This window comes from Nocardia amamiensis NBRC 102102, from assembly GCF_001612745.1.
Lineage (GTDB): Bacteria > Actinomycetota > Actinomycetes > Mycobacteriales > Mycobacteriaceae > Nocardia > Nocardia amamiensis.
On sequence record NZ_BDBA01000152.1, the window covers coordinates 1 to 16,458 of the forward strand.

Sequence of the window (16,458 nt, forward strand, 5' to 3'; positions counted from 1 at the left end):
TCGACTGATAAACCCCCACTTTTGGTTATCAGTCGATAACCAGCCGTCAAGGAAATTCTTCCCGGACATACGTCCGCCGACAGCAGCGGCCGAAGGGGTGTGGATCGTCAGACACAGGCTGAGCCGGGCGGGACCAGACGGGTGCGGATCGCGCCACAGACATACTGCAAGGCCCGATCACAGCCGTAATCGGGACCACGGGCCTTGCCCGGAATGCGAGGGCTGATCTACCGCGCCGCCGTCTGCGCTCCGGATTCGTCGGCCGGTGAGGTGCGCATCGCAGTGAAGAACGTGCGGATGTCGTGAGCGAGGAGATGGGGTGACTGGTGGGCGGCAAAGTGGCCGCCGCCCTCGTACTCGTGCCAGGACACGATGTTCGAGTGGTCACGGTGAGCGAAGGCGCGGACCGAGCGGAAGACGTCATCGGCGAACTCGGCGACGGCGACCGGGACCGTGGTCGGCTCGGTCGGCTGTGATATGTGTGCGTCCTGGTGGTAGTAGTGCAGTGCGGAGGCGGCGGTACCGGTCAGCCAATAGAGCGCGGCCGTGGCAATGGCGAAGTCCGGGTGCACCGAGTCGTCGACGAGTTGGCCGTGCCAGGCGAGCAGGGCGGCTGGTGAGTCCGCGAGCGCGTGCGCGATGGTCAGCGGCTGGCTGCTCTGGAATCCCAGATATGCGCCTCGGCGGGCCCGGAATGCCGCCAGGGCTCGTAGCCGGTCCCGGTCGTCACGAGAGAGGTCGTCGAGTTCGCCCGGTGTGCCTTTCGGGCCCGAAAAGATCTGCGTGACATGAACTCCCGCGATGCGGTCGCGGTCCACGCGTCCCAGTTCCAGCGAGACGTTCGCGCCCAGATCGTTGCCGACGGCACCGTATCGCGTGTACCCGAGGCGGCGCATCAGTTCGGCCCAGGCACGTGCGGTGGTTCGCCGGTTCCAGCCGGGCTGAACAGGCGCAGATGAGAATCCGAATCCAGGCAGCGATGGGATGACGAGATCGAACTCGGCACCCAGTACATCGATGATGTCCAGGTACTCCAGCACGGACCCGGGCCAACCATGGGTGAGGATGAGCGGCAAGGCATTCGGCATCGGTGCGCGAATGTGGAGGGCATGGATCGGCTGGCCATCGATCACAGTGCGGTACTGCGGATAGTTGTTGAGCTTGGACTCCCAAGCATGCCAGTCGAAGTCGTCACGCCACCGTGAAACAAGCTGCCGCACAAATGAATCTGGAACTCCTCGATCCCAGTCATCCGCACCAGGTGAATCGGCAGCGAACCCGGTGCGGGCCAGGCGTCGGGCAAGGTCGCTCACCGCGGCGCCGGGGACCTCTATCCGAAATGGCCGCAACTCCCTCGATCGTACTGGTCCGACATCGGCGGCGGGTGCATCGTCCTTCATGTAAGCATGCTGTCAATTTGACAGCATATTGTCAATCTGGGGAGGCTGTCATCATCGACAGGCTATCGCCGCCCGCTTCGACCTCGACGACACCAAGGACAATCCCCGCGAAGCAACAGTCGGCATGCGATGGAACCCGCTCGCCATGATCGAAGAGTTCGCCAGGCACGCAGGTCACGGCGACATCCTCCGCGAACAGATCGATCAGCCCACACCCCGGCAGCCGAACCCGTGAAAATCTCGGCGCCACCATGCACATGTTCACGCGAACAAGTGCGCCCTGCCGGGGACTGTAAATACAACGGTGTAGCTCCCGAACAAGGAGTGGCACTTGATGTCTGATGTGATGACGGCCGATGTGGTCGATACTGCTGCGGTGGCCAAGCGCAAGGACGCGAAGATGACCGTGGATGCCGAGCTGGTGGGTCAGCTGGTGGATCAAGCCCGCGCCAGCGGGCTGCAGCTGACCGGCGAGGGTGGGTTGCTGGCGCAGCTGACCAAGTTGGTGGTCGAGTCCGCCCTCGACGGTGAGATCACCGACCACCTCGGATACGACCACAGCGACCGGCAAGGCCGTGGAACGGGCAATTCCCGCAACGGAACCCGCTCGAAATCGGTGGTGACCGACGTCGGACCGGTCGAGATCGACGTCCCCCGTGACCGCGACTCGAGTTTCGAGCCTCAGATCGTGCGCAAACGGCAACGCCGGCTCAATGGTGTGGAGAACATGGTGCTGTCGCTGTCGGCCAAAGGGCTCACCCACGGCGAGATCTCGGCGCATCTGTGGGAGATCTACGGCGCCGAGGTGTCCAAGCAGACGATCTCCACGATCACCGACAAGGTACTCGACGGGATGGCCGAATGGCAGAACCGGCCGCTGGATGCGGTGTATCCGGTGATCTTCCTCGACGCCATCCACGTGAAGATTCGTGACGGCAAGGTCGCCAACCGGCCCATCTACGTCGCGCTCGCGGTGACCGTGGACGGCACCCGCGACATCTTGGGCCTGTGGGCCGGCGACGGCGGTGAGGGCGCGAAGTTCTGGTTCCAGGTCCTCACCGAACTGCGTAACCGCGGAGTCGCTGATGTGTGCATGCTCGTCTGCGACGGCCTCAAAGGACTGCCCGAGGCCATCGGCGAGGTATGGCCGCAAGCGGTCGTTCAAACATGCGTGGTGCATCTGCTGCGGGCCTCGTTCCGATACGCGGCCCGCCAGCACTGGGACGCGATCGCCAAAGCACTCAAACCGGTCTACACCGCATCGACGGAATCAGCGGCGCTGGAGCGGTTCTACGAACTCGCCGAGGGGGCGGAAAATATCCCGCCATCGTCAAACTCTCGGAGAACTCCTGGTCGGAGTTCGTGCCATTCCTGGCCTTCGACAACGAGATCCGCCGGGTCGTGTGCTCGACCAACGCGATCGAGTCGGTCAACGCCCGCATCCGCCACGCGGTACGAACCCGCGGGCACTTCCCGAACGACCAAGCGGCCCTGAAGTGCGTCTACATGGCGATCATGAGTCTCGACCCCACCGGCGCCGGGCAGAAAAGCTGGGTCACCAGATGGAAAGCAGCTTTGAACGCTTTCGATATCACCTTCGAAGGCCGCCATGTCGGACGAGGCTGGGCCGCTCGCACAGGCCGGCGGAATAGGATCATGCGAGCCCTACGAGATCGTTCACGCCACGACCGAGTGCGGAGGCGAAGGATGACCACGAGCGCCAAAAGTGCCGACAGTAATTTGCCGTCCACCGACCGATCGGCGCTCGTGATCGGCAGTACACGGCCCACCCGCACCTTCGAATTTCGCCGGATGTCCAGCGACTCGGGTCGTCGGTGTGGTGCCGGGCGGGCGGAACCTTGCGGTCGCGGTCACCGCGGGTTATACAGGTATGAGGGTAAGCATCTGAGGAACCATCTGATGGCTCATACCGAATCCCGCAGCGGGAATGCCGCGGCGCCAGGTGATTTCATGAGAACCGGCGGCCGGGTTCTCGTCTTGGACCCGATCGACGAGGGCGCGCTGGCCCACCTCGCGCGGCACTACGATCTCACCGTCCGGTATGGGCCGGGTCCGGCCGAGCTCGCCGAACTGATCTCCGATGTGGATGCCGTCGTCCTGCGCAGTGGCGCACGGTTGCCCGGAGAGGTGCTCGAGGCCGCCGCCCGACTCCGAGTGATCGTGCGCGCCGGCTCCGGGACCGACAATATCGACCTGCGCACGGCCCGCAGGCGGGGGATCGGCGTTTTCAGCGTGGCGGGCGGATCGGCCTCGGCGGTGGCCGAACTCGCCATCGGACTCATGCTGGCCCTGACTCGCAAGATCACCGTGGCCGACCGGCAGCTCCGGGCCGGTGTGTGGGACAAACCGAACCTGGCGGGGACCGAACTCGGCGGCAAGACCCTCGGCATCGTCGGTCACGGCCACATCGGTGCGGCCCTGGCGCGACTGGCGTCCGGCTTCGCCATGAACATCGTTGCCACGGTGGATAAACCGAGCGACGAGCGACGAAAGGGCCTCGCCGCACTGGGCATCCGCCTGGTCGAGTTCCTCGATCTGCTCGCGGAATCCGATATCGTCGCGCTGGCCGTCCCGTTGACGCCGGGCACCCGCCATCTGATCGGTGCGCCCGAGCTACGGCGGATGCGGCGAACCGCGATCCTCGTCAATGTGTCCCGCGGCGGCGTTGTCGATGAGACGGCCCTGCTGGAGTCGCTGATCCGAGGGGAAATAGCCGGGGCGGCACTGGATGTCATCACCGTGGAGGGGGCGCGCCCCGCGTTGGCCGACCTCGACCAGGTCGTCCTCACCCCTCATATCGGAGCCATGACGGCCGAAGCGCAACGTCGCATCGGTGAGATCGTGACCCGCACCCTGGCCACGGCACTCTCCGGTGGCGAACCCGGGAACCGGGTATGTTGACCGTTCCCACGACGATGACAGCGGCGGTGCTCGTCGCCGATCGCGAGATCGCCGTCCGGCAGCTGCCGGTACCGTCGCTCACCGAGAACCAGGTACTGGTGCGCGTCGCGGTCTCCGGAGTCTGTGGTTCGGACGTCGCCACCTATCGCGGACTGCATCCGTACAAGCGGCCGCCGATTGTACTGGGCCACGAGTTCTGTGGGCGGGTCGCCGCCCTCGGCGGCGACGTGGTCGATGTCGCCCTGGGTGACCTGGTCACCTCGGCGGCGTTCTCCTGGTGCGGCGGGTGCCCGCACTGTCGCCGGGGTGCGGTGAATCTGTGCCGGGCCCGGCGGAATCTCTGTCATCTCGGCTGGCACGGTTCGTTCGCCGACTACGTCGTTCTCGATCGCACCATGATCTTCCGCCTGCCCGACGACCTCGATGTCGAGGTCGGGGCGATGGTCGAACCGCTGTCGATCGCCACGCACGCGATGCGCATGATCGACGCGCCCGCGGGCAAATCCATGGTGGTTCTGGGTTCGGGCAATATCGGCCTGTGCTGTCTGCTGGTCGCCCGGATGCTCGGGATCGGCCACACCGTCTGTGTCGATATCGGTGAGCCGAAGCACCGTCTGGCCGTTCGGGCAGGTGCGGACGGCTTCGTCGACGCGCGCCGCGCACCGCCCGCGCGGTCGGTGCCGGGCGGAGCCGACGTGACGGTCGTCGCGGCGGGCTATCCGGGCGTGTTCGCCGACGCCCGCGCTATCACGAAACCCGGCGGTCTGGTCGTGGTGGTCAGTTACTTCGAGACAACGCAGGAGTTGGACCTCAACGCCATGGTCGCCGCCGAGCTGACCGTGCGATTCTCGGCGCTCTCGACTCCCGCCGACTTCCACGACGTCATCTCGTGGATCACCGGCAGTGTGCTCGATCCGACTTCCCTGATGACCCACCGGTTTCCGCTGGCCCGCGCCGACGCGGCCATGAAGTTGGCCGACCATGCGGCCGGGGTGGCGGGGAAGGTGACCATCCATTCCTCCGATGCCGAGGAGGTCTGGTGAGTGCCGCCGCCGACCCTCTGACAATCGGAATCGTCGGCGGCACCGGGCATTCGGGCGGGGAGCTGTGCCGCCTGCTGGCGAATCATCCGCGGGTTGGGGCGATCCTGCCGACATCGCGATCCGGCGAACCGCTCGAGCGCGTGCACCCCAACCTGCTGGGCAGTGGTCTGGAGTTCGTGACCGTCGACGAATTATTCGCGCGCGCAGACGAACTCGATGTGGTCTTCTTCGGCACGCCGACGGGGGAGGCGATGCGAAGCGCGGGCGGTTTCCATGAACGCGGTGTCAAGGTCATCGACCTGAGCGCGGATTTCCGCTTCCCCGATCCGCACCTGTACGAACGAGTACACGGCCCAGTGCACGAGAACCCGGAGCTGCTGGCCCGCGCGACCTACGGCATTCCCGAATTACACCGCAAGGAGATCGCCGCGAGCACCATGATCGCCAATCCCGGCTGCTACGCCATCACCGCGGTGCTCGCCGTGGCGCCACTGCTGGAGAGCGGCTGGGCGGATATGACCCGGCCGCTGGCGATCCACGCCGTCAATGGAACCACCGGAGCGGGTAGCACCCCGAACACGTCGACCATGCATGCCGAAATGACCGAGTCCATGCTCGCCTACGACCTGGACGGTCACCGCCACGGTCCCGAGATCGAACTCGTCTTGAGCGAGCGCACGGGCCTGGCGACCACGGTCGACCTCAACACCACGCATGGTCCGTTCGCCCGCGGCATCCACCTCCAGGCCAATATCCCGCTCGCGACACCGCGGTCCCGGATGGAACTGATCGGCCTGTATGAAGACCGCTACGGATGCGGCCACCAGGGCGAATACTTCGTCCTGGTCAACGCCGAGCGGCGGCGAAAGAGTCGCAACGCCAAGGAGTACGAGCTCTACCCCAGCATCGGCGCGGTGCGCGGATCGAACTTCTGCCATCTCGGCATCGATGTCGAGGCGGCGCGCGGCATCGCCAAGGTGGTCGCGGTCACCGACAATCTGGGCAAGGGCGCGGCGGGCACCGCTATTCAGAACATGAACCTGATGGTCGGCATCGACGAGACCACGGGACTGCGCCACTATGGGATCTGACCTGCCACGGCTGTCGGAGCAGTCGATCACGCCCGGCGCGCGGTGGATCTACTCGGCGGGCTTCAACGTCGGTCCCCAACTCCGCGATACCGAGCGCATCGACTGCGAGATCGCCGATCTCGACCGGCTGGCCGTCGCGGGCGCTCGCATCGCGATCCTGTCCCATCAGGGCAGTCACCGCGACGGGAGCGCTGGTTCGCTCGAGTTCGTCGCCGCTTACCTGTCCCGGCGGCTCGGCCGACCGGTCGACTATGTGGCCGAGAACGACACCGACGCCGCGGTGGCCTATCCGCTCGCCCCGGGGCGAATCGCGCTGTTCGGCAACACCCGTCAGCACGCGGGCGAGGAACGTAACGATCCCGCGCTGGCGCGGCGCTTCGCCCGGCTCGGCGATCGCGTAGCGGTGGGCGGCTTCTCGAAAGCGCATCGCGCGCATGCCTCCAACGTCGGCCTCATCGATCTCCTGCCGGCCTGCGCCGCCGACAGCTTCCTCGACGAGATCGACGCGCTGACACCGTGGACCGGCATTCGCGACGATGTGTTCTCGGTCGCGGTTCTCGGCGGAACGAAACCGGAGAAGACGCTGCACGGACTCGCCTTCCTTACCCAGAGCTACGATCTCGTGATTCCCGGTGGCGCGGTGCTCAATACACTGCTGCGGGTGCGCGGCTGTGCGATCGGGTCCTCGGAACTGGGTCCGGCGCCCGAGCGGTGTGCCGAGGTCGCCGCCGAGATGCTGGCCCGGCGGAATCGGGCCGCGATCCATCTGCCCGAGTATGTCCTGGCGGCCGATCCGATCCGGCCGCACAGTCCGCCGGTCCTCGTGCCGATCGCCGACGGAGTGCCGGCTGGGCTGACCATCGTCGATTTCCTGGTGCGGCCGTGGGTGCTGGAGCGCCTCGGCGCACCGGGCCGAGCGGGACGGGCCGTCGTCGCGGGCACACCGAGCCGATACCGCGACGGCCACACGCGCGCGGCCGACCCGATCCTTCGGGCGCTTCGTGATTCGCGCTGGCGGACCTTGCTGATGGGCGGCGACACCTGCGCAGATCTGCCGTGGGACGGCCCCTCGTCCACCGGCGGTGGTTCGGCGCTGGAATACCTGGCCACCGGAACCTGCGCCGTCATCCGAGCGCTCGAGCGAAATATCAGAGCGGGGTCCGGGCGATGATCCTCGACCTCCACATTCCGACCCGAGTCCTGTTCGGACGCGGGCGAATCACCGAAATCGGCCGCGTCACGTCCGAGGTCGGCGGCACCGCACTGCTGGTGTGTGGCCGCCACGCCGCTCGAGCGACCGGACTGCTGGCCGTCGTCCGGACATCCCTGTGCGCTGCCGGTGTCACTCCGGTGATCTTCGATCGGGTGACGCCCGATCCACGATCCGACGACATCGACGAGGCGGCGGCACTCGCCGCCGACCGGCGCTGCGACGTCGTGATCGGGCTGGGCGGCGGCAGTGCCATCGATGCCGCCAAGGCCGTGGCGGCCGGGCTGCGCCACGGGCCGGTCGGGCCGCTCGTCGGCACCACGATCGCGGACCATCCGCTCGTTCCCGTCCTCGCCGTGCCGACCACCGCGGGCAGTGGCGCCGAGGTCACCAAGGGCGCCATCATCACCGATTCCGGCCGTGGGCTGAAGGCGGGTATCCGGGGCGCGGCCCTGTTTCCGCATACCGCGATCCTCGATCCCGCGGTATTGCGAACCGCCACACCGACATTGGCCCGGGACGCGGGCTTCGACGCGCTCGCCCACGCGATCGAGGGCTACGTGGCGCGCCGCGCCAACCCGGTGACGCGGCTGTACGCCGAACACGCGCTCGTCCTCGTCGCCGATCAGCTGCCGAAGTTCGTCGCGGGCGACACCGCCCCCGAGGTGCTCGACAATCTCGCGCTGGCGGCCCTGCTCGGCGGATTCAACGTCGCCGTCGCTGGTACCTGCCTGCCGCACCGGCTCCAGCAGTCCATGGGCTCGGTTTCGGCAGTGCCGATCACCCACGGCCGCGGCCTGGCGCTGGTCTACCCGGAGTGGATGCGGCACGCATACCCGTTCGCGCAGCGGGAATTCGCCACGATCGGCGCGATCCTGGGAGCCGACGACGCGGGGGTCGCCGTCGCCCGAGTCCGGTCCGAGGTGGGCATCACCGGACGGCTGCGCGATCACGGCTTCGATGCCGGGCACCTCGACACACTGGTTGGTGCGGTCACCGGTGATATCGCCAACGATCCCATTCCCGATGCCGATCGGGAGACCTTCCGGTCGATCCTGCACGCGGCACTGTGACCAGCTCGGGCCGAGTGTTGTTGCAATATTAGGTCATTCGACCGATGTCAGCGCATCGGCCGTCGCCGAGCATTGAGCCATTCACCCGTTGAGCGCGAAAGGGCTGACCTGAATGGTGCACCTGCAGTACTTGGAGCGACCGCCGGCCGGCTCCGTCCTGAAACAGATCAGCGGCCCGAGCACCAGCAGTGTGGTGCAGATGCTCCGGCGACGCCGTGACCCGCTGGGGTGCGCGCAGGACAGCGAGGCCCGATTCGGCCGGGTCCATGTCGTGAACATGTTCGGGAACAAGTGGATCGCGGCCTGTGGCCCGGAGGCCGCCGAACGGATCCTGATGAACACGGACCGGGCTTTCGCCAACGGCCCCGGCTGGAGTCCGTTGATCAGCCCGTTCTTCGAGCGCGGCCTGATGCTGCTCGACGGGGCCGAGCACCGCCGGCACCGGACGCTGATGCAGCAGGCCTTCACCCCTTCGGCGCTGAAGGGGTACCTGCCGTTGATGCAACCGGTCGTCGAACGGCACATCGACGCGCTTCCGACCGGCAGTATCGCGGCGGGCACACCGGTCCGCATCTACTCCCATCTCAAACAGTTGACGCTGGACGTGGCCCTGGAGGTGTTCATGGGGGCTCGGCTTTCGCGGACGGAGGCGGATCGGATCAACGCGGCGTTCATCGACAACCTGCGCGCGGTGGGATCGATCGTGCGCGGCCCGATACCGGGCGGCCGATGGCGGAAGGGGTTGCGCGGCCGCAAGGTGCTGGAGCAGTTCCTCGCCGAGCGCATCCCGGTCGCGCGTCGCCGCGAAACCGCTGATCTGCTGTCGATACTGTGCCGAGCGGCGGACGACGACGGTGTCGGCTGCACCGACGCCGACGTCGTCGATCACATGATCTTCTTGCTGATGGCAGCACACGACACCACCACGACGACGCTCGCGAACATGGTCTACCACCTGGCCGGATCCCCGGTCTGGCAACAGCGGGCCCGGCAGCAGTCCTGCGCGGGCAACCCGGAACTGTCCTACGACGACCTGGCGGGACTGACCGACCTGGAACTGATCTTCAAGGAATCGACCAGGCTGTGCCCGCCACTGCAAATTCAATTGCGCAAATCGGTGCGTGACACCGAGGTGTGCGGATATTTCGTACCGGCCGGTTATACCGTCTACATTCCGACGGACGCCAATCATCGACGCGGCGAAATCTGGTCCGACCCCGATATTTTCGACCCCGAGCGATTCGGTGCGGAGCGCGCCGAGCACAAGGCGCATCGACTGGCCTGGGCACCGTTCGGTGGGGGGGTGCACAAGTGCATCGGCCTCTATTTCGCGCAGATCGAAATCAAAATGGTTATGCACCGCCTGCTGCGTGATTACGAGTGGACGGTGCCCGCAGCCTACGAACTGCCCTTGGACGTGAGCGCATTGCCCGCGCCCAAGGATAAATTGCCGATCACCCTGCAACGCCGTGAACGACCCGAGTGATGACCGAATTACCTGTGCCGTGGGCACCACAGGCGGTGCCGGACACGATTCCCGCCGGTCCCAAATGGACCGGACCCGACGATCCCGCACCGGGCAGCGAATACTTCGAGCAGCCTGCCTACAGTCCGCGCGAGGTGGCCATCCACGCGGCGGGCGCGCTGCTCAATGCGGGGGCGTGCGTCGTGGTTGCTGTCGAACTGGCTCGGTCCGGCGGTACCCCGAGCACGCGAGTTCTCCCAGCGACGGCCGGACTGCTGGTGGGCGGATATGCCGCCGATGTCGTCAGCGGCGTACTGCACTGGGCGTTCGATACCTGGTTCGACGAGAACACGCCGGTGGTCCGGCGCGTGGTGCTGATCGTGCGCGAGCACCACATCTATCCGCAGCGGATCTTCAATCACCCGCTGGCGCAGGATATCGGAATAATGTCGTGGTTCGGCCTCGCCGGTGTGGCCCCGACCTTGCTGATGCGGCGTTCGCGCGGTGCACCGGCCTACTTCGCGAGGGTCGCTGGGCTCAGTTTCGCCGTCCTACTGACGCTGTCACTCGAGTTCCACAAGATCGGACATCGCACCGAAACTCCCCGGGCGATCTCGGCGCTCCAGGACGCGGGCCTGCTGCTCTCTGCGAAGCATCATTTGAAACATCATGCGCGGGAACATGATTCGCACTACTGCCTGGTGAACGGCGTGGGCGATCGGACGCTGGGGCGACTCGGGTTGTTCCGGCTGTTGGAGCGGGTCGTGCACCGCTCGAGCGGACTCAGTCCGCGCACCAATGATCGGCTCTGGCGTCGCCGGTTCGGGCGCTGGGTCTCCAGATGGTGACGACCGGCCCGACGACAAATCCTTCTGTCCGTCCGAAAGGACTCTCGATGACCACCGAAACCTATGGCACCACAGGTCTGCTCTCCGCCAGGAGAGTCGACTATCCGATCCTGAAGCTCTTGTCGGACAAGCGTGTCGACTGCCGGGTGATCCTACCCGACGGCGCCGAGCTGACCTTCGGCACCGGGGAACCGCGATTCACCGCGACGTTCAACACCGAGAACGCGCTGGCGATGACGCCGAACCAATTCGTCATCGGCACCGCCTACATCAACGGCGAGATCGACATCGAGGGCGATATGGACGCCGTCATGGAGCTGCGCTCGCACCTGTCCGGCGGCCTCACGGCCGCGGCGGCGATCGCCCTCGCTCGGGATCTCCTCGCGCCGGTCGAACGAGTCAACAGGCGCGCCATCGACTTTCACTACACGCTGGGTGACGACTTCTACCACACCTTCATCGACACCCGGTGGCGGTTCTATTCCCAGGGGCTGTTCGAGTCGCGGGACGAATCCCTCGAGGAGGCGTCGGAACACAAGCTGGAGCGCATGTGGCACGCGCTGGGCCTGAAACCCGGAATGCGGCTGCTCGATATCGGTGGCGGGTGGGGCGGCGTCGGGCGGTATTGCGCCGCGCGGGGCGTGCACGTTACGGCCGTGACCCTCGCGCGCGATTCGGCGAGCTATATGCGCGAGATGTACGCGGCGGAGGGTCTCGACGTGGAAGTCGTGCACACCGACTTTCTCGCCTACACGCCGGCGCGCGCCTTCGACCACGTGGTCATCTACGGCGTGATCGAGCACCTCCCCAACTACCGGCGGTTCGCGGCGAAGGCGTGGGACATGCTGGCGCCGGGCGGCAAGATGTACCTCGACGGGTCGGCCACCCGGGAGAAGTTCGCCATGACGGCGTTCACCCGCAAGTACATCTGGCCCGGTCACCACACCTTCATGTCGTTACCGGACGTGACCCGCGAGTTGCTGCTGCACGGATTCGAGATCGTCGAGGTCGAACGCGAGACCTCGGATTACGAACGGACGATGTATCACTGGGCACGGCGCTTCGATGCCGCGCGCGACCAGGTGGTGGCGCGCTGGGGTGAGGACACCTACCGGAAGTTCCGGGTGTATCTGTGGGCGGGGGCGCATGCCTTCAAGGTCAACCGTCTGCAGGCGTATCACCTCGTCGCGCAGAAGCGCGCCGACCGGGGACCGCGTCCCCGGCTGCTGAGACGGCTGGCCGGGCAGGCCCTCGCGCTGCTCTCATGAATGCGGGGCCGAGCCCTGCCGGGACGCTCCGGTGCGGGCCTCCGTTCGTGCTGATCGTCGGCGGTTTCTCCACTCCGCGTGCCGCACTGCTGCCGCTGCGTTCGCAGCTGCGCGCGGCCGGTTGTGCCGTGGGAGTCTTCGTGCACCGATTCGGAATGGACTGCGGTGAAAGCACTTTCCGCCGACTCCGGGACCACGTTGCCGAACTCCGCACGCGGTATCCGGAGGTGGTGGCGCTGGCCCACAGCCGGGGCGGCCAATTCGTGAAGGTGCTGGCGGTCCGCGATCCGGACCTCCTCGCCGCGTCGGTGGCACTGGGTGTGCCGACCATTCGGGGCGTGGACCACCTCGGATCCCGAACGAGGAGGCGGGTACTCGGTGTTTCCCGGATCGGGGATGCCGGGGTGCCGGGGCTGGTAACCAGTTCGTGCCTGGGCGGCGGCGGCTGCTGCGGTGCGTTCTGGGACGATCTCGAGCGCCCGTGGCCCGCCTCGGTCACCGTGCACGGCGTCTTCGGGCTCGGCGACGCGGTCGTCGACGGCGCGATACACGGGCGGGGACTCTCGTCGGTGTCCTGGGTACCGGGCAATCACCGGGATCTGGTGACCGCGAAGACGCCCAGGGCTCGCGCGGTGGAACTGGTCCGCGACGTCATCGCGGACCGGCGCGGCGGCATCGATGCGCACTGCCCCTCGCGCGCGGCATGGCCGATAATCGATGTGCGCCAGAACGGATTTCGATAGCATCCGGCGCTCCGTGCCGATGCACGAGGAGGAAAAATGGCCGACGCCTTCTACACACGAACGGGCGCGAACACCTTCACTCCGTCGCCCATGACCGGGAGTCCGTGGGGGCCGGATACCCAGCACGCGGGCCCGCCGGCGGCCCTGCTGGTCCGCGCGCTCGAACAGCACGAGTCCCCAGCGCCGCAGCGGCTGCGGCGGGTCTGCCTCGATATCCTGGCCCCGGTCCTGATGGGTGAGCTCAGCGTCGAGGTGAGGGTTGTCAAACCGGGGAAGCGGGCCGGACTCGTCGAGGCGCGCGCTTCGATTGGCGGCCGCGCCGTCCTCGCCGCCCGAGGCTGGCTACTGACCAGTGTGTCGGAGGGATTCCCGGCGCCGCCGACCGACGACGCGCCCGCCGAGCCACCCGCCCCGGCCGGCGAGGTCGACCTGCCCGGCGCGTACATGCACGGATACATGTCGGCGGTCGACTGGCGGTTCGAATCGGGGAGCTTCGATTCGTTCGGACCGGCGGTCGCCTGGGCGCGGCCATTGGTTCCGCTGCTGGCCGGCGAGGACCTCACGCCCTGGCAGCGGACCGTGATCCTGGTCGACTCGGCCAGCGGCGTCAGCCTCGTCGCCCACCCCCGCGAGCACCCGCTCGTGAACTGCGATCTGAATGTTGTGTTGCACCGTGACCCCATCGGCGAGTGGATTCGAATCGACGCTTCCACCACCGTATCCGGCGGGCACGGTGCCTCGACCCATGCCGCACTGTCGGACCGGCTCGGCCCCGTGGGTGATTCGACACAGACGCTGTTCTCGCTCGAGTAGTTCGGCTTCGCTTTCCTCCGTGCCATCGACCGATGACTTTGTGCCCTATTCTATTTCGCCATGGCCGGTGTCGGCCGGCCGCAGACGTCGTTAATAGGTCGTTCGACCGATGTGGATATGCATCGACCCGGCAATGATGAGTTCCAGGAGAAAGCTATTCACCGGGATTGCCGGGTGTGGATCAGCTCCGCGGAATAATCGGTCGCCTTCAGCGAAAAGTACGGAGATGTATCCGTTTTCGGTGATCACAAAGTTCGGAGTGCTGTCGAATGCGTACAGGAATACAGGGCGAGCCGCCGAAGACGAGGCCACGCGCCGTACCGGATGCGGCCGAGACGTTCAGGATCGCCCGCACCCGCATGGCGCCGGGGCTGGCGCTCGCGCAGAAGCTGGCCGGTGCGAGCGCGGTCGAAGCGTCGGCCGACGGGGTGACGGTGACACTGTCGAACGGGCGGAGGCTGCTGGACTTCGGCTCCTACGGGGTCACCCTGCTCGGGCACCGTCACCCCGCGGTGGTCGCGGCGGTGCAACGGCAACTGGCCACCCTCCCGGCGAGCACGCGCATACTGGCCAACCAGGTCGCGCCCGCACTGAGCCAGCGCCTGATCGACCTCACCGGTGCGCCCGCGCTGACCCGAGTCTGGTTGGGGCAGAACGGAACCGATGCCGTCGAAGCCGCGCTGAAGTTCGCGCGCCTGGCCACGGGCCGGAGCCGGGTGGTCGCGCTCGCCGGCGGGTTCCACGGAAAGACGCTGGGCGCGCTGTCGGTGACGAGCGGTGACCGCTACCGCGGTGGGCTCGAGCCGCTGCTGACGCCCGGTGTGTACCTGGCCGCCGATCTCGCCGACGCCGAGCGCGCGGTGCGGCAACCCGGCACCGCCGCGGTCATCGTGGAACCGATCCAGGGTGAGGCCGGAATCCGCCCGCTGGACGCGCACGCGCTGCGGCGGCTCGTCACGGCGGCCAAGGCCTCGGGTGTGTTCGTCATCTCCGACGAGATCCAGGTGGGCCTGCGGCGCTGTGGGCCGGTCTCGCTCGCGATCTCGGCGAATCTCGAACCGGATGCCGTGCTGTACGGCAAACACCTCGGCGGCGGGATCATGCCGGTCTCGGCCGTGGTGTGCAGCCAGGAGATGTTCGCCCCGATGCTCGGTGATCCGTTCGTGCACACCGCCACCTTCTCCGGTCATCCGCTCGGATGCGCCGCCGCGGCGGCCGCGATCGAGGAGATCGAGGCCCGCGCCGCGCACGGAGCGGTGCTCGGTGACCACCTGCGGCACGGACTCGACGCACTCGCGCAGCGGTGGCCGGCGGTAATCACCGAGATTCGGGGTCGCGGGCTGGCGTGGGCCATCGAATTCACCGATGCCGAGACGGCGGGAAGGGTTTTCGCCGATCTGAGCACGAGTGGCCTGCTCGTCAGCCCGTGCCTGGGACGGCCGGAGGCATTGCGGTTGCTGCCGCCGATCGTGGCCGCCGCCGAACATGTCGAGCGCGCCGTGGCGATCTTCGACAAGGTGATCGACCGGGTCGTCGGCCAGGGAGCGGGCAAATGAGAGCCGCGCACGATCCGGTCCGCGTCGGGGATGCTGCGGGGGAGTTCCTCGACCAGGGCTGGCCCGCGCCGATGGCCATACCGGTGCTCGGCCAAGCCGATCCCGCCGAACGGATAAAGACCGTGGCGCGCAGCGCATTCGGCGCACTCGCCATTCCCGAACAACTCGGGGGAGCGGGATGCGCTCTTGTGGACGTCGCCGCCGCACAACGCGCACTGGCCCGGGTCGACCCGGCCACTGCGATCGCGCTCAACATGCATTCGCTCAGCATCGGGGTGATGGTCGACTACTGGCGGCGTCATCACGATGACAGCTGGATGCTGCTGGAGGGGATCGCCGACAGCAACGCGCTGGTCGCCTCGGCCTTCGCGGAGCCGGGCGGCAGCCCGAACTTCATGAGGAGCGTTTCGCGGGCGACACCGACGGCGAAGGGCTATTCGATCACCGGAACGAAGTTCCCCTGCTCGCTGGCCACGACGGCCGAGATCTACTGCGTCAGCGCCACTGTCACCGATACCGCGGACAGCATCGTCGGCCTGTGCCCGGCCAAGTCGCCCGGCATCACCGTGGGCGCGCCTTGGGATTCGCTGGGCATGCGCGGCTCCGACACCGCGCGTGTCGTCTTCGACCATGTCGAGCTGGACGAGCGCCTCGTCTTCCATCGGGCCCCGCCTGACGACTTCGACGAGGTGGTGGTCTCGGGCATCGTATGGTTCGTCGTTCTCGTCACCGCCACCTATCACGGTGTGCTCACCGGCTTGCTCGACCATGCCGTGGCCGCGGCCCACCGGCGTGGCGCGGCAGTGGGCGGGCAGCGGCAACTCGGAATCGGCTGTGCCGCACGCGAACTCTATCTACTCGGCGCCGCCTGCCGGCAGCTCGCCCGGGAGTGGGAGACCACGACAATGGGAGAGCGCAGCGGCCTGGCCGCCGCCATGGCGTTGCGCGCGGGCCTGAGCGCCGCCCGGGAGCGGGTGGTCGCGGCGCTGACCCCGGTACTGGGCGCGACCGTGTTCACGGCGGGCG

The 16,458-nt window shown here is 67.2% G+C and carries 14 protein-coding genes and 1 pseudogene; 14 read left to right on the forward strand and 1 reads right to left on the reverse strand.

Annotation, left to right across the window (positions count from 1 at the left end):
- Positions 1-227 precede the first annotated feature (227 nt).
- The gene (locus tag NA4_RS25920; protein WP_067475320.1) at positions 228-1,400 is read right to left on the reverse strand and encodes an epoxide hydrolase family protein; all 1,173 of its coding nucleotides are present in this window, start codon (positions 1,398-1,400) and stop codon (positions 228-230) included.
- Between the two features lie 28 nt (positions 1,401-1,428).
- Between NA4_RS25920 and NA4_RS25925 the strand changes: the two genes are divergently transcribed.
- The 14 genes and pseudogenes from NA4_RS25925 to NA4_RS25990 all read left to right on the forward strand — a co-directional run.
- Entirely contained in the window at positions 1,429-1,635 is a 207-nt protein-coding gene (locus NA4_RS25925; RefSeq protein WP_067475323.1) for a mycothiol transferase, read from the forward strand.
- Between the two features lie 165 nt (positions 1,636-1,800).
- A pseudogene (locus tag NA4_RS25930) lies at positions 1,801-3,008 on the forward strand (IS256 family transposase); the annotation flags it as partial.
- 204 nt (positions 3,009-3,212) lie between these two features.
- Positions 3,213-4,322 (forward strand): hydroxyacid dehydrogenase, encoded by a 1,110-nt coding sequence (locus tag NA4_RS42230; protein ID WP_507763401.1) that lies wholly within the window; start codon positions 3,213-3,215, stop codon positions 4,320-4,322.
- Positions 4,316-5,365, forward strand: coding sequence for a zinc-dependent alcohol dehydrogenase (locus NA4_RS25940; RefSeq protein ID WP_067475326.1), 1,050 nt, complete (start codon positions 4,316-4,318; stop codon positions 5,363-5,365). The genes NA4_RS42230 and NA4_RS25940 overlap by 7 nt, the downstream gene beginning before the upstream one ends.
- Positions 5,362-6,456, forward strand: a complete 1,095-nt coding sequence (argC, locus tag NA4_RS25945; protein WP_218022416.1) for an N-acetyl-gamma-glutamyl-phosphate reductase — start codon at positions 5,362-5,364, stop codon at positions 6,454-6,456. Before NA4_RS25940 ends, argC begins: the two co-directional genes overlap by 4 nt.
- Positions 6,446-7,627, forward strand: a complete 1,182-nt coding sequence (pgk, locus tag NA4_RS25950; RefSeq protein WP_067475330.1) for a phosphoglycerate kinase — start codon at positions 6,446-6,448, stop codon at positions 7,625-7,627. The genes argC and pgk overlap by 11 nt, the downstream gene beginning before the upstream one ends.
- The gene (locus NA4_RS25955) at positions 7,624-8,739 is read left to right on the forward strand and encodes an iron-containing alcohol dehydrogenase (protein WP_067475333.1); all 1,116 of its coding nucleotides are present in this window, start codon (positions 7,624-7,626) and stop codon (positions 8,737-8,739) included. The genes pgk and NA4_RS25955 overlap by 4 nt, the downstream gene beginning before the upstream one ends.
- A 112-nt stretch (positions 8,740-8,851) precedes the next feature.
- Entirely contained in the window at positions 8,852-10,225 is a 1,374-nt protein-coding gene (locus NA4_RS25960; protein WP_067475339.1) for a cytochrome P450, read from the forward strand.
- Entirely contained in the window at positions 10,225-11,052 is an 828-nt protein-coding gene (locus tag NA4_RS25965) for a fatty acid desaturase CarF family protein (protein WP_067475341.1), read from the forward strand. The genes NA4_RS25960 and NA4_RS25965 overlap by 1 nt, the downstream gene beginning before the upstream one ends.
- Before the next feature lie 47 nt (positions 11,053-11,099).
- Positions 11,100-12,320 carry a class I SAM-dependent methyltransferase gene (locus NA4_RS25970; protein ID WP_067475345.1) on the forward strand — a complete coding sequence of 407 codons (1,221 nt, stop codon included), beginning with the start codon at positions 11,100-11,102 and terminating at the stop codon, positions 12,318-12,320.
- A gap of 47 nt (positions 12,321-12,367) precedes the next feature.
- Positions 12,368-13,063, forward strand: coding sequence for an alpha/beta hydrolase (locus tag NA4_RS25975; RefSeq protein WP_067475348.1), 696 nt, complete (start codon positions 12,368-12,370; stop codon positions 13,061-13,063).
- A gap of 36 nt (positions 13,064-13,099) precedes the next feature.
- Positions 13,100-13,876, forward strand: coding sequence for a thioesterase family protein (locus NA4_RS25980; protein WP_067475352.1), 777 nt, complete (start codon positions 13,100-13,102; stop codon positions 13,874-13,876).
- 269 nt (positions 13,877-14,145) lie between these two features.
- Positions 14,146-15,432 carry an aspartate aminotransferase family protein gene (locus NA4_RS25985; RefSeq protein ID WP_084497445.1) on the forward strand — a complete coding sequence of 429 codons (1,287 nt, stop codon included), beginning with the start codon at positions 14,146-14,148 and terminating at the stop codon, positions 15,430-15,432.
- Positions 15,429-16,458, forward strand: a 1,030-nt coding sequence (locus NA4_RS25990) for an acyl-CoA dehydrogenase family protein (protein ID WP_067475355.1), incomplete at its 3' end; no start/stop codon positions are given. The genes NA4_RS25985 and NA4_RS25990, both read left to right, overlap by 4 nt.